The following is a 16,699-nucleotide window of genomic DNA, read 5'->3' on the forward strand; positions in this document are numbered from 1 at the left end:
AGGCTTCATCCGACTGTCACCCTGAATCGCGATACTCCCCCGCGTCAGGTCTCCGTGCCCGGCACCCATATGGCCCCGGCGCGGGCCGCACGAGCGGAACGCGCCGACATCCAACAATATTCAGAGAGGAAACCCATGTTCAAACTTAGCCCCATCGCGCTCGGCATCAGCCTGGCGCTTGCCGCCGCCGCGGTTCACGCGCAAACCCATACCGGCCCGCAAAGCTCGCAAAGCCCCTACATCGTTCCCACCGCAGCCGGCTGGGAAGTCACCTCGCTGATCACCGTCGGCGATTCCGCCAAGAACGTCGACTACCGCATGGTCGGCATTCCCGACGGCATGGGCGCGCTGCCCGGCAAGTTCGCCGAGAACGGCACCTATGTCGCCGACAAGGCCTTCATGACCATCTTCCTGAGCCACGAGCTGGGCGCCACCGCCGGCATTCCGCGTGCCCACGGCGCCACCGGCGCTTTCGTGTCGCAATGGACCATGCACCTGAACAGCAAGCAGATCATGTTGGGCGAGGATCTGATCACCAAGGTCATGGGCTGGGACAACCTCAACAAGCAGTTTGTCGACGCCACCGGCGCGACCCAGTTCGGCCGCTTCTGCTCTGCCGACCTGCCCGCCAAGGCCGCCTTCTTCAACCCGGCGACCGGCCGCGGCTTCGATGGTCGCATCTACATGAAGGGCGAGGAAGCCGGCGCCGAAGGCCGTGCCTACGCTACCATCGTCACTGGCGACGAAAAGGGCACGACCTACCAGCTGCCCTATCTCGGCCGCTTCTCCTGGGAGAACTCGGTCGCCCATCCCAACGCGGGTGACAAGACCCTGGTCGTCGGCCTCGACGACTCCAGTCCCGGCCAGGTCTATCTCTACGTCGGTGACAAGCAGACCTCCGGCAATCCGGTCGAGCAGGCCGGCCTGCAGTACGGCAAGCTTTATGGCGTTCGCATCAACAACGGCGGCGCCAACTACGCCAACGGCCTGGTGAAGCTGGAGACCGGCGCGATCAACGGCACGTTCGACCTCGTCGACATGTCCGACATCGCCGCGCTCGACAGCGGTGCCCAGATGCAGACCCAGTCGACGGCGCGCGACGTGACCGAGTTCGCCCGCCCCGAGGACGGCCACTGGGACACCAAGAACCCCAACGTGTTCTACTGGGTGACCACCGGCCGCACCGGCGCGACGGCCCGCTTGTACAAGTTCACCTTCGACTCGATTGCCAACCCGACGGGCGGCACGGTCGAGACCGTGCTCGACGCGGCCACGATGGTCGGCACCGACGGCCAGGTCGCGCGTTCCTTCGACAACATGGTGGTCGACGGCGACGGCAACATCCTCATCCAGGAAGATCCGGGTGGCAGCGATTACATCGCCAAGACCTGGAAATTCAACCCCGTCACCGGGGTCGCGGTGCAGATCTTCGAAAACGACCGTGACCGCTTCCTGCCGGGCGCACCGAACTTCCTGACCCGCGACGAGGAAAACTCGGGCGTAATCGACGTCACCGACATCGTCGCCAATGCCAACTGGTACGAAGCGGGCCGCCGCTACTACCTCACCAACACCCAGGCGCACTACAGCATCCCGGGCGAACTGGTGCAGGGCGGCCAGGTGCAGATGATCGTTTCGCCCAAGGTCGCCGGCGCCGGCAAAGGCAAGCGTTGAACCCGGTCCGGCCCACACGGGCTGGATAAAGGCAAAAAAGAAGGGCGGCCCGCGGGCCGCCCTTCTTTCGTCTGCCAAGCGTGCTGCTTATTTTTTCTTATTGGCGATCATGTCCTGGATGATCGGCGCCAGGATCAGTTCCATCGCGAAGCCCATCTTGGCGCCCGGCACCACGATGGTGTTGCGGCGCGACATGAAGGAGTTCTGGATCATGTTCAACAGGTAAGGGAAGTCGACGCCCTTGGGCTCGCGGAAGCGGATCACGATGAAGCTTTCGTCAGGCGTCGGGATGTCGCGCGTGATGAACGGGTTGGAGGTGTCGACGGTGGACACGCGCTGGAAGTTGATGTCGGTGCGCGAGAACTGCGGGGTGATGTAGTTCACGTAGTCCGGCATGCGGCGCAGGATGGTGTCGACGATGACGTCGGCCGAATAGCCGCGCTCGGCGCCGTCGCGGTGGATCTTCTGGATCCACTCGAGGTTGACGATGGGCACCACGCCGATGCCGAGGTCGACGTGCTTGGAAACGTCGACCTCGTCGGTTTTCACCAGGCCATGCAGGCCTTCGTAGAACAGCACGTCGGAACCGGGGGGCACGTCTTCCCACGGGGTGAATTCACCCGGGTTGAGGCTGGTTTTAAGGCGCTTGTTGTGCTCGGCGGCTTCTTCGTCGCTGTGGATGTAGTAGCGCTTCTTGCCGCTGCCGGTCTTGCCGTAGGTTTCGAACAGCTCGGCCAGCTTGGCGAAATGGTTGGCCTGCGGGCCGAAATGGCTGAACGACATGTTGCCTTCGGCTTCGGCTTTTTTCACGGCTTCCTTGAAGTCGACGCGGGCCAGGCTGTGAAAGCTGTCGCCTTCGATCACGGCAGCGTTGATTTTTTCGCGGAAGAAGATGTGCTCGAACGCGCGCTTGACGGTGGTGGTGCCGGCGCCGGACGAACCCGTGACCGCAATGACGGGATGCTTCTTGGACATGCTGGGACTCCCTGAAGGATGGGTGAAAATTGGGCGAAAACGCCGCATTTTACCCGCAAGGGGCAGGCCGTGGTAGTAGAGGCGCTGAAGCCCTAAAGGACTCCGATCCACTATGAGCTTAAGCTCATGTGGAGTCGTATGCCCTAAAGGACTCCGATCCACTATGGGCTGAAGCCCATGTGGACTCGTATGCGCCAACAACCACGCACTACCCGCGCGGGGGAGGGCTTGTCACTCGCACAGGCCTACCCCGTCAGGTGAGCACTCACATCGCGAACTCCAGCCGCTCCTGCACTTTCTGCAATGCGGCAGCGGCGCAGGCCCGGTCCTTGTCGCCGCCGGGTGCGCCGGAGACCCCCACCGCGCCGATCAGGCTGCCGGCGGCGCGAATCGGCAGTGCACCGTCCATCACGATCAGGCCGTCGATGTGGTTAAGCTCGGGCCGGATATCGCCGCGCGCGGCGCGGAATTCGCCCGAATCGCTGCCCGACATCACCGCCATGCCGGCCTTGCGCTCGGCGATCTCCAGCGTGTGGCGCGCCGCCAGACTGTCGCGCATCGCCACCTGCAGGTTGCCGGCGCGGTCGATCACCACGGCTGACACGTTGTAGCCGTCCTTGCGGCAGGCCTCGACCGAGGCCATGGCAATGTCGCGCGCCAGTTCCAGACCGATCTGCTTGACCGGCAGGATATCGGGCTGGGCGGCGGCCAGTGCGGGCACGGTGGCGGCCAGCAGGGGGAGTATACGCAGCGTTTTCATGGGGTCTCCTTGGGTGGCTATGAGTGCACGGATCGTGGCGCGCGGCACGTGTTTCCGTTGGACAGCGTCGGCAAGCGGCGTACGCGGGGCGGGCGGTATAATCGCCGGCTTGATTCTAAGCGGTTGTTGCGATGCAAGAAAAATACCTTCCCACGGAAATCGAGCATGCCGCCCAGCAGAAATGGACGGCCAGCCAGGTCTACCGCGCGCGCGACGATGCCGATCGTCCCAAGTACTACTGCCTGTCGATGTTTCCCTATCCGTCCGGCAAGCTGCACATGGGCCACGTGCGCAACTACACCATCGGCGACGTGCTGGCGCGCTACCACGCCCTGCGTGGCTTCAACGTGATGCAGCCGATGGGCTGGGACGCCTTCGGTCTGCCGGCGGAGAACGCCGCGATCGCCAACAACGTGCCGCCCGCCGCCTGGACCTACGCCAACATCGACCATATGCGCACGCAGTTGCAGGCGCTCGGTTTCGCGATCGACTGGTCGCGCGAGCTCGCCACCTGCAAGCCGGATTACTACCGCTGGGAGCAGTGGCTGTTCACCCGCCTGTTCGAGAAGGGCGTGATCTACAAGAAGATGGCCACGGTGAACTGGGACCCGGTCGACCAGACCGTACTCGCCAACGAGCAGGTCATCGAAGGCCGCGGCTGGCGCAGTGGTGCCCTGGTCGAAAAGCGCGACATCCCGATGTACTTCTTCCGCATCACCCAGTACGCGGATGAACTTCTGTCCGGCCTCGACACTTTGCCGGGCTGGCCCGAGCGGGTGAAGACCATGCAGGCCAACTGGATCGGCAAGAGCGTCGGCGTGCGCTTTGCTTTCCCATATCAGCTGGATGGCAAGAATGAAAAGCTGTGGGTGTTCACCACCCGCGCCGACACCATCATGGGCGTGACCTTCTGCGCCGTGGCCGCCGAGCATCCGCTCGCGACCCGCGCGGCTGAAAACAATCCGGCGCTGGCCGCCTTCATCGCCGAATGCAAGCAGGGCAGCGTCGCCGAAGCCGACATGGCGACGATGGAAAAGAAGGGCATGGATACCGGCTTCAAGGTGACGCATCCGCTCACCGGCGAGCAGGTCCCGGTGTGGGTTGGCAACTACGTGCTGATGAGCTACGGCGAAGGCGCGGTGATGGCGGTGCCGGCGCACGACGAACGCGACTTTGAATTTGCGAATGCGCACGGTCTTCCGATTAAGCAAGTCATTCAGAACACATTGGTCCATACGGACGTATTGCGTGCACAGCGCCCAGAATCAGACTATCCAGAGTTGTATTTCGACGCTACGCGATGGAAAAGTTGGTATGCATCGAAATCGAGAGACGAAGTTCTAGTTTTTAACTCCGGAAAATACGATTGGATGTATACCGATGATGCGGTCGACGCCATCGCCGCCGACCTCGCCGCACTGAACCTCGGCGAGAAGAAGACCCAGTTCCGCCTGCGCGACTGGGGCATTTCGCGCCAGCGCTACTGGGGCTGCCCGATCCCGATCATCCATTGCGACACCTGCGGCGACGTACCGGTGCCGGCCGAGCAACTGCCGGTGGTGCTGCCGGAGGACGTGGTGCCGGACGGCGCCGGCAACCCGCTCAACAAGCGTGCCGATTTCGTCAACTGTGCCTGCCCCAAATGCGGCGGTGCGGCGCGGCGCGAGACCGACACCATGGACACCTTCGTCGAGTCCTCGTGGTACTACGCGCGCTACGCCTGCCCCGATTTCGAAGGCGGCATGCTCGACGCGCGCGCCAACCAGTGGCTGCCGGTCGACCAGTACATTGGCGGCATCGAGCATGCGATCCTGCACCTGCTGTACGCGCGCTTCTTCCACAAGCTGATGCGCGACGAGGGCCTGGTTTCCAGCGACGAACCCTTCGCCAACCTGCTGACGCAGGGCATGGTGATCGCCGACACCTATTACCGCGAAGCGGCAGACGGCAAGAAGACCTGGTTCAACCCGGCCGACGTCGAACTGCGCGACGGCAATGCGTTCCTCAAATCCGACGGCCAGCCGGTGGACATTGGCGGTACCGAGAAAATGGCGAAGTCGAAGAACAACGGCGTCGACCCGCAGGCGCTGATCGACCAGTATGGCGCCGACACTGCGCGGCTGTTCACCATGTTCGCCGCGCCGCCGGAACAGAGCCTGGAATGGTCGGACGCCGGCGTCGAGGGCGCGCACCGTTTCCTGAAAAGACTGTGGAAGCTGGCGCACGACCACGTGCAGGGTGGCGCGGTCGCGGCGTTTGCCGGCGGTGAGCTGCCGGAAGCGGCAAAAACCCTGCGCCGGCAACTGCACCAGACCCTGCAGAAGGTCAGCGACGATATCGAGCGCCGCAAGCAGTTCAACACTGCAATCGCGGCCGTGATGGAACTGATGAACGCGCTGGCGAAGCTGGAGGGCGACGATGCCGTGACCCGCAGCGTGCGGCAGGAAGTGCTCGAAGCGGCGGTGACGATGCTCGCCCCCATCGTGCCGCATATCGCCGAGGCGCTGTACGCCGAACTCAAGCCGGGCGCCACGATGGCCTGGCCGAAGGTGGACGAATCCGCGCTGGTGCAGGACGAGATCGAGCTGATGCTGCAGGTCAACGGCAAGCTGCGCGGGCAGATCCGCGTGGCGGCCACGGCCGACAAGGCGGCGATCGAGGCCGCTGCGCTGGCGAGCGAGGCGGCGCAGAAATACCTGGAAGGCCAGGCGCCGAAAAAAGTCGTGGTGGTGCCCGGCCGTTTGGTTAATATCGTCGTATGAACCGCCGACTCTTCCTCGCCGCCCTGCCTGCGGCACTCGTTGCGGGGTGTGGCTTCCAGCTGCGCCGGCTGGACGGCATCCCGTTTGCCAACCTGTATCTCGCTGCGCCCTCCGGCAGCGTGGTGGGGCAGCGCATCCGCAATACGCTGATTTCGAGCAAGACCACCCGCCTGACCGCGACGCCCGACCAGGCGGAGGCCACGCTGAGCATCGGCCCGGAAGAACGCAGCAAAACGATTCTGTCGCTGTCGGGCGCGGGCCGGGTCACCGAATACCGTCTCGGCTTGCTGCTGACCTACAGCATCACCAGTCGCGATGGAGGTGTCATAGCCGAGCCGGAAACCATCGATCTCAGCCGCGACCTGACCTACGACGATTCGCAATTGCTGGCCAAGGGCGCGGAAGAACAGCTGCTGTATCGGGACATGGAAGAAAGCGCCACCCAGCGGATTCTGCGCCGGCTGCGCAACCTCAAGCCCGGAAACGGCGCTTCTTGAACATTTCCGCCGACCGTCTGCCCGATCAGCTGTCGCGGGGTCTCGCCGCGCTCTATGTGGTGGTGGGCGACGAGCCGCTGGCAGCGCAGGAGGCGGCCGACGCCATCCGCGCGGCGGCGCGCGCAGCCGGGCACAGCGAACGCACGGTCCATACCGTGCAGGGGCGCTACAACTGGCAGGGCATCTTTGCCAGCGGCGACAATTTTTCGCTGTTCGCCGAGCGTCGGCTGACCGAAATCCGTATCCCGTCTGGCAAGCCCGGCGTCGACGGCGCCAAGGCGCTGGAAACCTATGCCTCCCGCTTGCCTGAGGACACGCTTACCCTGATCAGCCTGCCGGGGCTGGAATGGAAAACCCAGCAGAGCCGCTGGTTTGCCGCCCTGGCCAAAAGCGGCGTGGTGGTCGAGGCCAAGCCCATCGACCGCGCCGCGCTGCCCGGCTGGATCGAACGCCGGCTGGCCCGCCAGGGCTTGCGCGCCGACCGTGCTGCGCTGGAATTTCTGGCCGATCAGGTCGAGGGAAATTTATTGGCGGCGCAGCAGGAGATCGACAAGCTCGCGTTGCTGCTACCGCCGGGCACGGTCACGCTGGCCGACGTCGAGCATGCGGTGGTCGACGTCAGCCGGCTGGAGGCCGATGCCTTGCAGGACGCGCTGTATGCGGGCGATGGCGTGCGCTTTGCCCACATCGTGACCGACCTCCGGGACGCGGGCGAAGCGGTGCCGGCCATCCTGTGGCAGGTCAGTTCGGCGGTGGGGCTGCTGCTCAGGCTAAAATTGGCCGTGGCCCAGGGCGAGAGTCTGCCCGCGGCGATGCGGACGCTGTGGGGGCGCGACAAACAGCGCGCACTGCAGATCGAGCGGGCGCTGAAACGACTGCCGCTGGAAAAAATTGAATGTGCGCTGGCCGATCTGGCGCTGATCGACCGCCAGGCCAAGGGGCTGGAACGCATGGGCGACCCCTGGGATACGCTGCTGCGCATGGGCATGACACTGGCCCAGCCGGCGACCAACGGAAAATGATGATGGACGTGAAACAGTACATGCAGACGGTGGGCAAGCAGGCGCGCGAAGCCTCGCGCGCGATTGCGCGCGCCGACACCAACCAGAAGAACCTTGCACTCACGGCGATGGCGGCGGCGATCCGGCGCGACGCCGTCAAACTGCTCGAAGCGAATGCACGCGACATGGAACACGCGCGCGCCGCGGGCTACGACACCGCGCTGCTGGATCGTCTGCAATTGACCGACAAGACCGTCGCCGGCATGGCCGAAGGCCTCGAGCAGATCGCCGCGCTGCCGGACCCGGTCGGCGAGATCGACGGCCTCAAGTACCGCCCCTCCGGCATCCAGGTCGGCAAAATGCGGGTGCCGCTTGGCGTCATCGGCATCATCTACGAGGCGCGCCCCAACGTCACCGCGGACGCCGCCGGCCTGTGCCTGAAGTCCGGCAACGCGGCGATCCTGCGCGGTGGCTCCGAGGCGCTGCATTCGAACCAGGCGGTCGCCGCCTGCGTGCGTGAGGGGTTGGAAGCGGCTGGGCTGCCGCCGACGGTGGTGCAGGTGATTGAGACGACCGACCGCGCCGCGGTGGGTGAACTCATCACCATGAAGGACTATGTGGATGTGATCGTGCCACGCGGTGGCAAGGGCCTGATCGAACGCATCACCGGCGAGGCGCGGGTGCCGGTGATCAAGCACCTGCACGGCAACTGCCATGTCTATGTCGACGATCGAGCCGACCTCGCCAAGGCGCTGAAGATCGTCGAGAACGCCAAGACCCAGCGCTACGGCACCTGCAACACCACCGAGTCCTTACTGGTGGCGCGCGGCGTCGCGGCCGCCGCATTGCCGGATATTGGGAAAATGCTGGCCGGCAAGGGCGTCGAAATGCGTTGCTGCCCGGAGGCGCTGGCGATCCTACAGGGCGCCGGCGTCGCCGCCGACAAGCTGAAAGCCGCGGTGGAAGCTGACTGGACCGAGGAGTATCTCGGTCCGATCATCGCGGTCAAGGTGGTCGACGACCTCGACGCCGCGATGAACCACATCAATACTCACGGCTCGCAGCACACCGACGCCATCGTCACCGAGGACTATGGCCGGGCGCGCCGTTTCCTGCGCGAGGTCGATTCGGCCAGCGTCGTGGTCAATGCCTCAACCCGCTTCGCCGACGGCTTTGAATACGGCCTCGGTGCGGAGATCGGCATTTCCACCGACAAGATCCACGCACGCGGCCCGGTCGGCCTGGAAGGGCTGACCAGCCAGAAATGGGTGGTGCTGGGAGACGGCCACGTGCGCGGCTGAGATGTCGGCTTCGCCGAACGGTGAAGGGGGAAGTGAGAAGGGGGAAGGGGAAAACCTCGCAACGCCCCACCCTTCACCCTTTACCCTTCCCCCTTCACACGCCGTCGGTGTGATGGGCGGCACCTTCGATCCGATCCATTACGGTCATCTGCGCCTCGCCGAGGAGATGGCCGACGCGCTGGGCCTCGAGCGCGTCGTCTTCATCCCCGCCGGCCAGCCGCCGCACCGGGGGGCGCCGCGCACTGCGGCACTGCATCGACTGGAGATGGTGCGCCGGGCGCTTGCCGGCAACCCGCGTTTCGAGGCTGACGCGCGCGAGGTCGAACGTGTCGCACCGAGCTACACGGTCGATACGCTGACCGCGCTGCGCGCCGAACTGGGCGCCGAGCGGCCGCTGTGGCTGCTGCTGGGCGCCGACGCGTTTCTGGGCCTGACGACCTGGCACGAATGGCGGCGGCTGTTCGCGCTGGCGAACCTCGCGGTGGCGGCGCGGCCGGGCACATCGCTGCTGGATGCGGACGCGATGCCGACTATGCTGAGACAAGAGGTCGCGCAGCGGCAGCACACGGCCGGGGCAGCCGGCGGGGTGCGCGTCCGGCAAACGCCGCCGCTCGACATTTCCGCCACCGCCATCCGCGACACCCTGGCACGGCGGGGCAGCCCACGCTATCTGCTGCCCGACACCGTGCTCGACTATATTCACGAACACCAACTGTATACATAACCTATGAACATTGAAGCCAAAATCAAACTGATCGTCGACGCCCTCGAGGACGTCAAGGCGCAGGACATCACCGTGCTCGATACCGGCAAGCTCACTTCGCTGTTCGAGCGCATGGTGATCGCCAGCGGTTCGTCCAACCGCCAGACCCGTGCGCTCGCCGACAATGTGCGCGTCAAGATGAAGGCAGCGGACGCCTACGTCGGCAACACGGAAGGCGAAGACACCGGCGACTGGGTGCTGCTCGACCTGGGCGACGTGATCGTCCATGTGATGCTGCCCGCCGTGCGTTCGCACTACAACCTGGAAGAGCTGTGGGGCGCCGCCGAAGCGGCACGCGCCCGCCACGTGCAGGCCGATCATTAAGTCACGCTGTGAAACTGCACCTGATCGCTGTCGGCCACAAGATGCCCGGCTGGATCAATGCGGGCTACGACGACTATGCCCGGCGCATGCCGCCTGATCTGCCGCTCTCTCTGACCGAGATCAAGCCGGGCCACCGGGTGGCCGGAGAGGACGGCGCGCGGGCGCGGCAACTGGAAGCAGCGCGCATTCTGGCCGCGCTGCCTACCGGCAGCGTGCCGGTGGTGCTTGACGAGCGCGGTGTACAGGCGACCACGCGCGACCTGGCGTCGTGGCTGACCGGCTGGATGAATGAGGGCGTGTCGCCGGCGTTTGTGATCGGCGGGGCCGATGGCCTTGACGACAGTGTCAAGGCCCGGGCCGCGAAATTGCTGGGCTTGTCGAAGCTGACGCTGCCCCATGCGCTGGCCCGCGTGATGCTGGCTGAGCAGTTATACCGTGCCGCCTGTATCATCAAGGGACATCCCTACCATCGGGATTGAGGGGCATTCCAACACATGCTGGTCGACAAACGTATTTACCTGGCATCGCAATCGCCGCGGCGGCGTGAGTTGCTGAAGCAGATTGGCATCGCCTTCGACGTGCTGCCGCTGCGCGCCGTGGCCGGACGCCTGGACGTTGTCGAAGTGCCCCGTGACGGCGAAGCGGCGGCCGAATTTGCGCAGCGCATGGCGACCGAAAAGGCCGCCTGCGGCTGGCGTGCCGTGGACCTGCGCCACCTGCTGCGTTTTCCGGTGCTGGGTGCGGACACGGTGGTCGAACTCGACGGCGACATTCTCGGCAAGCCGCGCGACCGTCTGGATGCCGCCGCCATGCTGACGCGTCTGTCCGGACGCCAGCATCAGGTGCATACCGCCGTGGCGGTGCATCACGAAGACCGCATGGAATTACGCCTGTCGTCGAGCCAGGTGCGGTTTTCCGCGATCGACGCCGCCGCCATCGCGCGCTATCTCGAAACCGGCGAATACCTCGGCAAGGCAGGCGCCTATGGTATCCAGGGGCGCGCCGGCGCATTTATCGAGCATATCGAGGGCAGCTACAGCGGCATCATGGGATTGCCCTTATATGAAACGAGCACCCTGCTGAACCAGTTTGGTTTCGTGATTTGATCCCCGCCCTCCTGCCATGAGCGAAGAAATCCTCGTCAACGTCACCCCGCAGGAAACGCGCGTCGCCGTACTGCATCTGGGCGCGGTGCAGGAACTCCATATCGAGCGCGCGCAATGCCGTGGGCTGGTCAGCAACATCTACATGGGCCGTGTGGTGCGCGTGCTGCCGGGCATGCAGTCCGCCTTCATCGACGTTGGCCTGGAGCGCGCGGCCTTCCTGCACGTGGCCGATATCTGGCAAGCGCGACGCGGCAGCGAGGCCGAGCGCCCCATCGAGCAGATCCTGCACGAAGGCGAGAGTCTGATGGTGCAGGTGATCAAGGACCCGATCGGCACCAAGGGCGCGCGCCTGTCGACCCAGATCAGCTTTGCCGGACGCTATCTGGTCTACTTGCCGCAGGAATCGCACATCGGCATTTCGCAGAAAATCGAAGGCGAGGAAGAGCGCGAACAGCTGCGCCAGAAGCTGCACCGGCTGATGCCGGAAGACGCCACCGGCGGCTTCATCGTGCGCACCATGGCCGAGACCGCAGAAGACACCGAAATGCAGGCCGACATCGACTACCTGCGGCGGCTGTGGAGCAACATCCAGTCGCGCGGCAACTGCGTCGTGCCGTGCATCCTGTATCAGGACCTCGATCTCTCGCTGCGCGTGCTGCGTGATTTCGTCAACCGCGATACCGCCCGCATCCTGATCGATTCGCGCGAAACCTACCAGCGCATGGTCGAGTTTGCGCAGAACTACACCCATGCCGTGCACGACAAGCTGCAGCACTACAGCGCCGACCGGCCGCTGTTCGATCTCTACGCCGTCGAGGATGAAATCGCCAAGGCGCTGGGGCGGCGTGTCGATCTCAAGTCCGGCGGCTACGTCATCATCGACCAGACCGAGGCGCTGACCACGGTTGACGTAAACACCGGCGGCTTCGTCGGCGCGCGCAACTTCGACGACACCATCTTCAAGACCAATCTCGAGGCCGCGCAGTCCATCGCGCGCCAACTGCGCCTGCGCAATCTGGGTGGCATCATCATCATCGACTTCATCGACATGGACAACGCCGAGCATCAAGATGCGGTGCTGACCGAACTGAAGAAGACGCTGGCGCGCGATCCCACCCGCACCACGGTTTCCGGCTTCTCCGCACTGGGGCTGGTCGAGATGACACGCAAGCGGACACGGGAATCGCTCGCGCATGTGCTGTGCGAACCCTGCCCCACCTGCGCCGGCCGCGGCGAAATCAAGACCGCGCAGACCGTGTGCTACGACGTGCTGCGCGAAATCCTGCGCGAGGCGCGCCAGTTCGTCGCGCGCGAATACCGCATCGTTGCCGCGCAAAGCGTGATCGACCTGTTCCTCGACGAAGAGTCCGGTAGCCTCGCCCAGCTGATCGACTTCATCGGCAAACCGGTGTCGCTGCAGGTCGAGACGACCTATCCGCAGGAACAGTACGACATCATATTGCTGTGAAAACGCTGGCGGCACCCGCGTACTGGAAACCGGCCTGCACCGAGCTCGCTGCCGCGGACCCGGTGATGGCCGCGCTGATCGCGCGCTATCCCGATGCCATCCTCGCCAATCGCGGCGACCCGTTCCAGACACTGGCGCGCGCCATCGTCGGCCAGCAGATCTCGGTCAAGGCGGCCGACAGTGTGTGGGCGCGCTTTGCCGGCTATGCGCAGACCGTCAGTCCCGAACACATCGCCACGCTGGAGCTCGACGCGCTCGCCGCCTGCGGTCTGTCGCGCCGCAAGGCCGAATACCTGCGTGATCTGGCCGGCCATTTCGTCGATGGTCGCATCGAGCCAGCACGCTGGAAGAAAATGGAAGACGAAGCAGTCATCACCGAACTCGTCGACGTGCGCGGCATCGGCCGCTGGACCGCCGAGATGTTCCTGATATTCAGCCTGCGCCGCCCCGACGTCTGGCCGGTCGACGACATCGGCCTGCAAAAGGCCGTCGCGCTGCATTACCTTGAGGGGGAGCGCCCCACGCCCAAAACATTACGTGAGCACGGCGAACGTCACGCGCCCTGGCGCACGGTTGCCACCTGGTATCTGTGGCGCAGCCTGGATCCGGCGGTGGTGCAGTATTAGTGTCGCGAATCAGAAATATCGAAACATAAAACGGTGTCTTTTTCCGCATGGCGGCGTTGCTCGTCGTTGCCATAGAGCGAACTATGCCGCCTCCTCGCGCCTTGCCCTGCGAAAAAATCCATCCGTTTTATTTGCCCCGCTATTTCTGATTCGCGACACTAGGAGGCGACTTCGGCGATGACCGGCGCATGATCCGACGGTCGTTCCAGCTTGCGCATGTCGCGGTCGATCGTGGACGACGTGCAGGCGGCGGCGAGCGGCTCGGACAGCAGGATATGGTCGATCCTCAGGCCGTGGTTGCGGCGGAAGCCCATCATCCGGTAGTCCCACCAGCTGAAGGTTTTTTCCGGCTGCTCGAACAGCCGAAAGCTGTCTTTAAGGCCCAGCGCCACCAGACTCCGGAAGCGCTCGCGTTCCGGTTCGGACACCAGCACGCAGTCTTTCCACGCTTCGGGGTCGTGGACGTCGCGGTCTTCCGGCGCGATGTTGTAGTCGCCCAGCACGGCAAGCTTCGGATGACGTGCGAGCTCATCTTTCAGCCAGACGGTCAGCGCATCGAACCAGGCGAGCTTGTAGGGATACTTGTCGGAATCGAGGCTCTGGCCGTTGGGACAGTACACGCACACCAGCCGCACGCCGTCGACGGTGGCGGCAATGACGCGCTTCTGTTCGTCCTCCAGTCCCGGGATGCCGATCTGCACGTCGAGCGGCTCGGCACGGCTGACGATGGCGACGCCGTTATAGGTCTTCTGGCCGGAAAACGCGACGCGGTAACCGGCCGCGGCCAGCTCGGCAACCGGGAAATTGTCGTCGGTGAGTTTGGTTTCCTGCAGGCACACCGCGTCGGGCTGGCGGGTGGCGAGAAAGTCCAGCAACTGCGGCAGGCGGACCTTGAGGGAGTTGACGTTCCAGGCGGCGATTTTCATGCCCGCGAGTGTAGCGCATACGATTCCACATGGGCTTCAGCCCATAGTGGATCGGAGTCCTTTAGGGCATACGATTCCACACGCTCTTTAGCGCGTAGTGGGTCGGAGTCCTTTAGGGCATACGATTCGCTCGTGCTTCAGCACGTAGATCGGCGTCCTTCAGGGCTGCGGCGTGTGCTGCGGTTCGCCCGGCGTGCGCGCCAGCCAGGCCATGATCTTCTCCGCGTGGGCGAGCAGGTTTTCGGTGGCGTCTGGCGACTCCAGCCCACGTTCGGGACGGAACACGAGCAGCACGCCATCGCGCAGCTCAACGTAGGTGCCGGGGCAGGCCAGCATGTAGCGGACCAGGTCGGCGTTCAGGCAGGGCTGGACGCGCGCAACGCTTTCCCCGTAGACGCGATAGCGTTTTGCAAAATCGGCGTCGAGGCCAGCGATTTCAAGTTCGCGGTAATCCGCCACCAGGTAGCGCTCCAGATAGTCCCCCGGCGTGAGCGCGAGGTTGGGCAAAGCGGCGGTGGCTTCGTCGCACAGGCGCAGGATGGCGAGGGTGTGGCGGTGCTCGACGTAGTATTCGGGCGCGGCGGTATGGCTGTAGTCGAACAGCTTGACGTGATGATCGCCGTGGGTGCCCGTCATCACATTCCATTCCTGGCGGTTGGCGCCGCGCCTCAGATAGACGAAATCGTGCCGGTTGAGCACGGCGGCGACGGCCGGCGCGAACTTCAGGCCGAGGCGCTGCGCCAGTGCCACCATGTCTTGTTCGCGTGCGGTATGGATGGCCGGTTCGTGGACGAAGCGCTGGTCCTGCATGCGGGTGGCGAAGGGGTGGGGCGTGAAGGGATGGAAGCGTTCGAGGCCGTGGATTTCCAGCGGCCGGTCGCGGTGGACGTGTTCCTCCTGCAATTCGTGCAGGTATTCCAAAGTGGTGCGGTCGATGATATGGCTGGATTCATTGAGCGCGAGACTGACACCGGCCGTGTCGGGCACGCGCGCCAGCGCGCGGTCGAACGGCATCAGATTGAAGCCGGTGAGCGAGCCCAGCGAAAGCTGGGTCTGCGGCCGCCCGTTCGCGGTTTCTTCCTTCACGCGGATCACCGGGCTGCAGAACATGCTGCAGACGGCCGAACCGATGGCCGCGATGAACTGGCGGAAGGAAATGCGGCCCTCCAGCACCATGCGCAGCGATGGCGTGAGCAGGTAGGTGTTCATCAGCAGTTGCGCAGCCACGCCGATGAGAATGCCGGCCAGCAGGTCGGTCATCAGGATCGCCACGATGGTGACGATGAAGATCGCCAACTGGTCGAGACCGATGGCGGCAGTCTTGCTGAAGACCTTGATTTCACAGAGTCGCCAGCCGACGTAGACGATGACGGCGCCAATCGCCGCCAGCGGGATACGGCCGATGAGATCGACCGCGAAAAACAGGAACACGATCAGAAACACGGCGTTATAGAAGTTCGCCCACAGCGTGCGGCCGCCGGCGTCGATGTTGGCGCGGCTCTTCACGCCGCCGGGGATGATGGTGAGTCCGCCGGCGAGGCTGGAGAGCACGTTGGAAACGCCCATTGCACGCAGCGTCACGTTCGGACGCGACTTGCGTCGGTAGGGGTCGATCTTGTCGACTGCACTGATGGTGGCGAGCGACTCGATGCTGTCGATGAGGGTGAGCGTGATCACCATCAGTGCCACGCTGCCCCATAGCTCGGGCCGCGCCAGTACGGTGTCGAAGGCTGGCAGTGTGAAGCCACCTTCGAGGATGCTGTCGGGCATGCTGATCAGGTGCTGCGGCGCGAGGTTGAATACGTAGCCCAGCACCACGCCGATCGCGCACACCGACAGTGCAGGCGGCACGCGGCGCAGCCAGGCCAGGCGCGTGCGGTTGAGGAAGAACATCAGGAACAGGCACACGGCGCCGATGAGCAGAATCGAGGGCTCGATGCGCTGGAAACTCTCGGGCAGCTTGCCGATCGCGACCAGCATCGATTTCTCCGGCGCGGCGAGGTCGCCGACGAGCGCGGGGATCTGCTTGATGATGATCATCAGGCCAATCGCGGCGAGCATCGCCTCGACCACGGTCACCGGCAGGAACATCGCGACCAGTTTGCCGGCGCGTAACCAGGAAAGCAGGATCATCACCACACCGGTGAAGAAGATCGCGACCAGCATCAGTGGATAGCCGGCAGCGAGATCGCCGTTGCCGAGCAGCAGCATGCCGGCGAGAAGCGCCGGGGCGAGGCCGGCGGCGGGGCCGCTGATGGTGGCGTAGGCACCGCCAAGGAAAGGGAAGATCAGGCCCGCGATGATCGACGACACCAGCCCGGTGACCGGCGGCGCGCCCGACGCGACGGCAATGCCGAGCGACAGCGGCAAGGAGACCAGCGCCACCTGCAGGCCGGCGAACAGGTCGTAGCGCCAGTACTTCAGCCCGGCGAGGCCATTCTGTGGTTTATCTTCCGGCTTCACTCCAACTCCCCTTTTATATTCTTGGTTCGTCGGCGCCCTGGCAGATGTGGGCG

General features: G+C 64.5%; 15 protein-coding genes. 11 read left to right on the plus strand and 4 right to left on the minus strand.

Features of this window, described 5'->3' with window-relative positions:
- The first annotated feature begins 135 nt into the window (after positions 1-135).
- The gene (locus Q8R61_RS11930) at positions 136-1,674 is read left to right on the plus strand and encodes an alkaline phosphatase PhoX (protein WP_305537508.1); all 1,539 of its coding nucleotides are present in this window, start codon (positions 136-138) and stop codon (positions 1,672-1,674) included.
- Between the two features lie 87 nt (positions 1,675-1,761).
- Here the strand turns inward: Q8R61_RS11930 and Q8R61_RS11935 are convergent, their stop codons facing one another.
- Both Q8R61_RS11935 and Q8R61_RS11940 read right to left on the minus strand, forming a co-directional pair.
- On the minus strand, positions 1,762-2,649 hold the full coding sequence (locus tag Q8R61_RS11935) for a phosphoribulokinase (RefSeq protein ID WP_305537510.1): 888 nt from the start codon (positions 2,647-2,649) through the stop codon (positions 1,762-1,764).
- Positions 2,650-2,914: 265 nt separating this feature from the next.
- Complete coding sequence (locus Q8R61_RS11940) at positions 2,915-3,409, minus strand: heme-binding protein (RefSeq protein WP_305537512.1); 495 nt, start codon at positions 3,407-3,409, stop codon at positions 2,915-2,917.
- A 131-nt stretch (positions 3,410-3,540) separates the two neighbouring features.
- Here Q8R61_RS11940 and leuS point away from each other — a divergent pair, with 131 nt between their 5' ends.
- The 10 genes from leuS to Q8R61_RS11990 all read left to right on the plus strand — a co-directional run bounded on the left by leuS (position 3,541) and on the right by Q8R61_RS11990 (position 13,257).
- Positions 3,541-6,171: a leucine--tRNA ligase gene (gene leuS / locus Q8R61_RS11945; RefSeq protein WP_305537514.1), complete on the plus strand. Its 2,631-nt coding sequence runs from the start codon at positions 3,541-3,543 to the stop codon at positions 6,169-6,171.
- The gene (gene lptE / locus Q8R61_RS11950) at positions 6,168-6,668 is read left to right on the plus strand and encodes an LPS assembly lipoprotein LptE (protein WP_305537515.1); all 501 of its coding nucleotides are present in this window, start codon (positions 6,168-6,170) and stop codon (positions 6,666-6,668) included. The genes leuS and lptE overlap by 4 nt, the downstream gene beginning before the upstream one ends.
- Positions 6,665-7,690 carry a DNA polymerase III subunit delta gene (holA, locus tag Q8R61_RS11955; protein ID WP_305537517.1) on the plus strand — a complete coding sequence of 342 codons (1,026 nt, stop codon included), beginning with the start codon at positions 6,665-6,667 and terminating at the stop codon, positions 7,688-7,690. The genes lptE and holA overlap by 4 nt, the downstream gene beginning before the upstream one ends.
- 2 nt (positions 7,691-7,692) lie before the next feature.
- On the plus strand, positions 7,693-8,970 hold the full coding sequence (locus Q8R61_RS11960) for a glutamate-5-semialdehyde dehydrogenase (RefSeq protein WP_305537519.1): 1,278 nt from the start codon (positions 7,693-7,695) through the stop codon (positions 8,968-8,970).
- Between the two features lie 112 nt (positions 8,971-9,082).
- Complete coding sequence (gene nadD, locus Q8R61_RS11965; RefSeq protein WP_305537521.1) at positions 9,083-9,694, plus strand: nicotinate-nucleotide adenylyltransferase; 612 nt, start codon at positions 9,083-9,085, stop codon at positions 9,692-9,694.
- Positions 9,695-9,697: 3 nt separating this feature from the next.
- Positions 9,698-10,057 (plus strand): ribosome silencing factor, encoded by a 360-nt coding sequence (gene rsfS, locus Q8R61_RS11970; protein WP_305537523.1) that lies wholly within the window; start codon positions 9,698-9,700, stop codon positions 10,055-10,057.
- Between the two features lie 8 nt (positions 10,058-10,065).
- The gene (gene rlmH, locus Q8R61_RS11975; RefSeq protein ID WP_305537525.1) at positions 10,066-10,536 is read left to right on the plus strand and encodes a 23S rRNA (pseudouridine(1915)-N(3))-methyltransferase RlmH; all 471 of its coding nucleotides are present in this window, start codon (positions 10,066-10,068) and stop codon (positions 10,534-10,536) included.
- A 15-nt stretch (positions 10,537-10,551) separates the two neighbouring features.
- The gene (locus Q8R61_RS11980; RefSeq protein WP_305537527.1) at positions 10,552-11,163 is read left to right on the plus strand and encodes a nucleoside triphosphate pyrophosphatase; all 612 of its coding nucleotides are present in this window, start codon (positions 10,552-10,554) and stop codon (positions 11,161-11,163) included.
- 16 nt (positions 11,164-11,179) lie between these two features.
- Entirely contained in the window at positions 11,180-12,631 is a 1,452-nt protein-coding gene (gene rng / locus Q8R61_RS11985; RefSeq protein WP_305537529.1) for a ribonuclease G, read from the plus strand.
- Positions 12,628-13,257 (plus strand): DNA-3-methyladenine glycosylase, encoded by a 630-nt coding sequence (locus Q8R61_RS11990; protein ID WP_305537531.1) that lies wholly within the window; start codon positions 12,628-12,630, stop codon positions 13,255-13,257. The genes rng and Q8R61_RS11990 overlap by 4 nt, the downstream gene beginning before the upstream one ends.
- A gap of 158 nt (positions 13,258-13,415) precedes the next feature.
- Here Q8R61_RS11990 and xth read toward each other — a convergent pair whose 3' ends face one another.
- Both xth and Q8R61_RS12000 read right to left on the minus strand, forming a co-directional pair.
- Complete coding sequence (xth, locus tag Q8R61_RS11995) at positions 13,416-14,183, minus strand: exodeoxyribonuclease III (protein WP_305537533.1); 768 nt, start codon at positions 14,181-14,183, stop codon at positions 13,416-13,418.
- A 159-nt stretch (positions 14,184-14,342) separates the two neighbouring features.
- Complete coding sequence (locus Q8R61_RS12000; RefSeq protein WP_305537535.1) at positions 14,343-16,646, minus strand: SulP family inorganic anion transporter; 2,304 nt, start codon at positions 16,644-16,646, stop codon at positions 14,343-14,345.
- Between the last annotated feature and the right edge of the window lie 53 nt (positions 16,647-16,699).

Source organism: Thiobacillus sp. (assembly GCF_030696885.1).
Lineage (GTDB): Bacteria > Pseudomonadota > Gammaproteobacteria > Burkholderiales > Thiobacillaceae > Thiobacillus.

Bases quoted from the DNA above. Each gene is read 5' to 3' on its own strand.
- lptE (WP_305537515.1), top strand. From the start codon at position 6,168: ATGAACCGCCGACTCTTCCTCGCCGCCCTGCCTGCGGCACTCGTTGCG.
- Q8R61_RS11960 (WP_305537519.1), top strand. From the start codon at position 7,693: ATGGACGTGAAACAGTACATGCAGACGGTGGGCAAGCAGGCGCGCGAA.
- rng (WP_305537529.1), top strand. From the start codon at position 11,180: ATGAGCGAAGAAATCCTCGTCAACGTCACCCCGCAGGAAACGCGCGTC.
- xth (WP_305537533.1), bottom strand. From the start codon at position 14,183: ATGAAAATCGCCGCCTGGAACGTCAACTCCCTCAAGGTCCGCCTGCCG.
- Q8R61_RS11980 (WP_305537527.1), top strand. From the start codon at position 10,552: ATGCTGGTCGACAAACGTATTTACCTGGCATCGCAATCGCCGCGGCGG.
- rsfS (WP_305537523.1), top strand. From the start codon at position 9,698: ATGAACATTGAAGCCAAAATCAAACTGATCGTCGACGCCCTCGAGGAC.
- Q8R61_RS11935 (WP_305537510.1), bottom strand. From the start codon at position 2,649: ATGTCCAAGAAGCATCCCGTCATTGCGGTCACGGGTTCGTCCGGCGCC.
- Q8R61_RS11930 (WP_305537508.1), top strand. From the start codon at position 136: ATGTTCAAACTTAGCCCCATCGCGCTCGGCATCAGCCTGGCGCTTGCC.
- leuS (WP_305537514.1), top strand. From the start codon at position 3,541: ATGCAAGAAAAATACCTTCCCACGGAAATCGAGCATGCCGCCCAGCAG.
- Q8R61_RS11940 (WP_305537512.1), bottom strand. From the start codon at position 3,409: ATGAAAACGCTGCGTATACTCCCCCTGCTGGCCGCCACCGTGCCCGCA.
- nadD (WP_305537521.1), top strand. From the start codon at position 9,083: ATGGGCGGCACCTTCGATCCGATCCATTACGGTCATCTGCGCCTCGCC.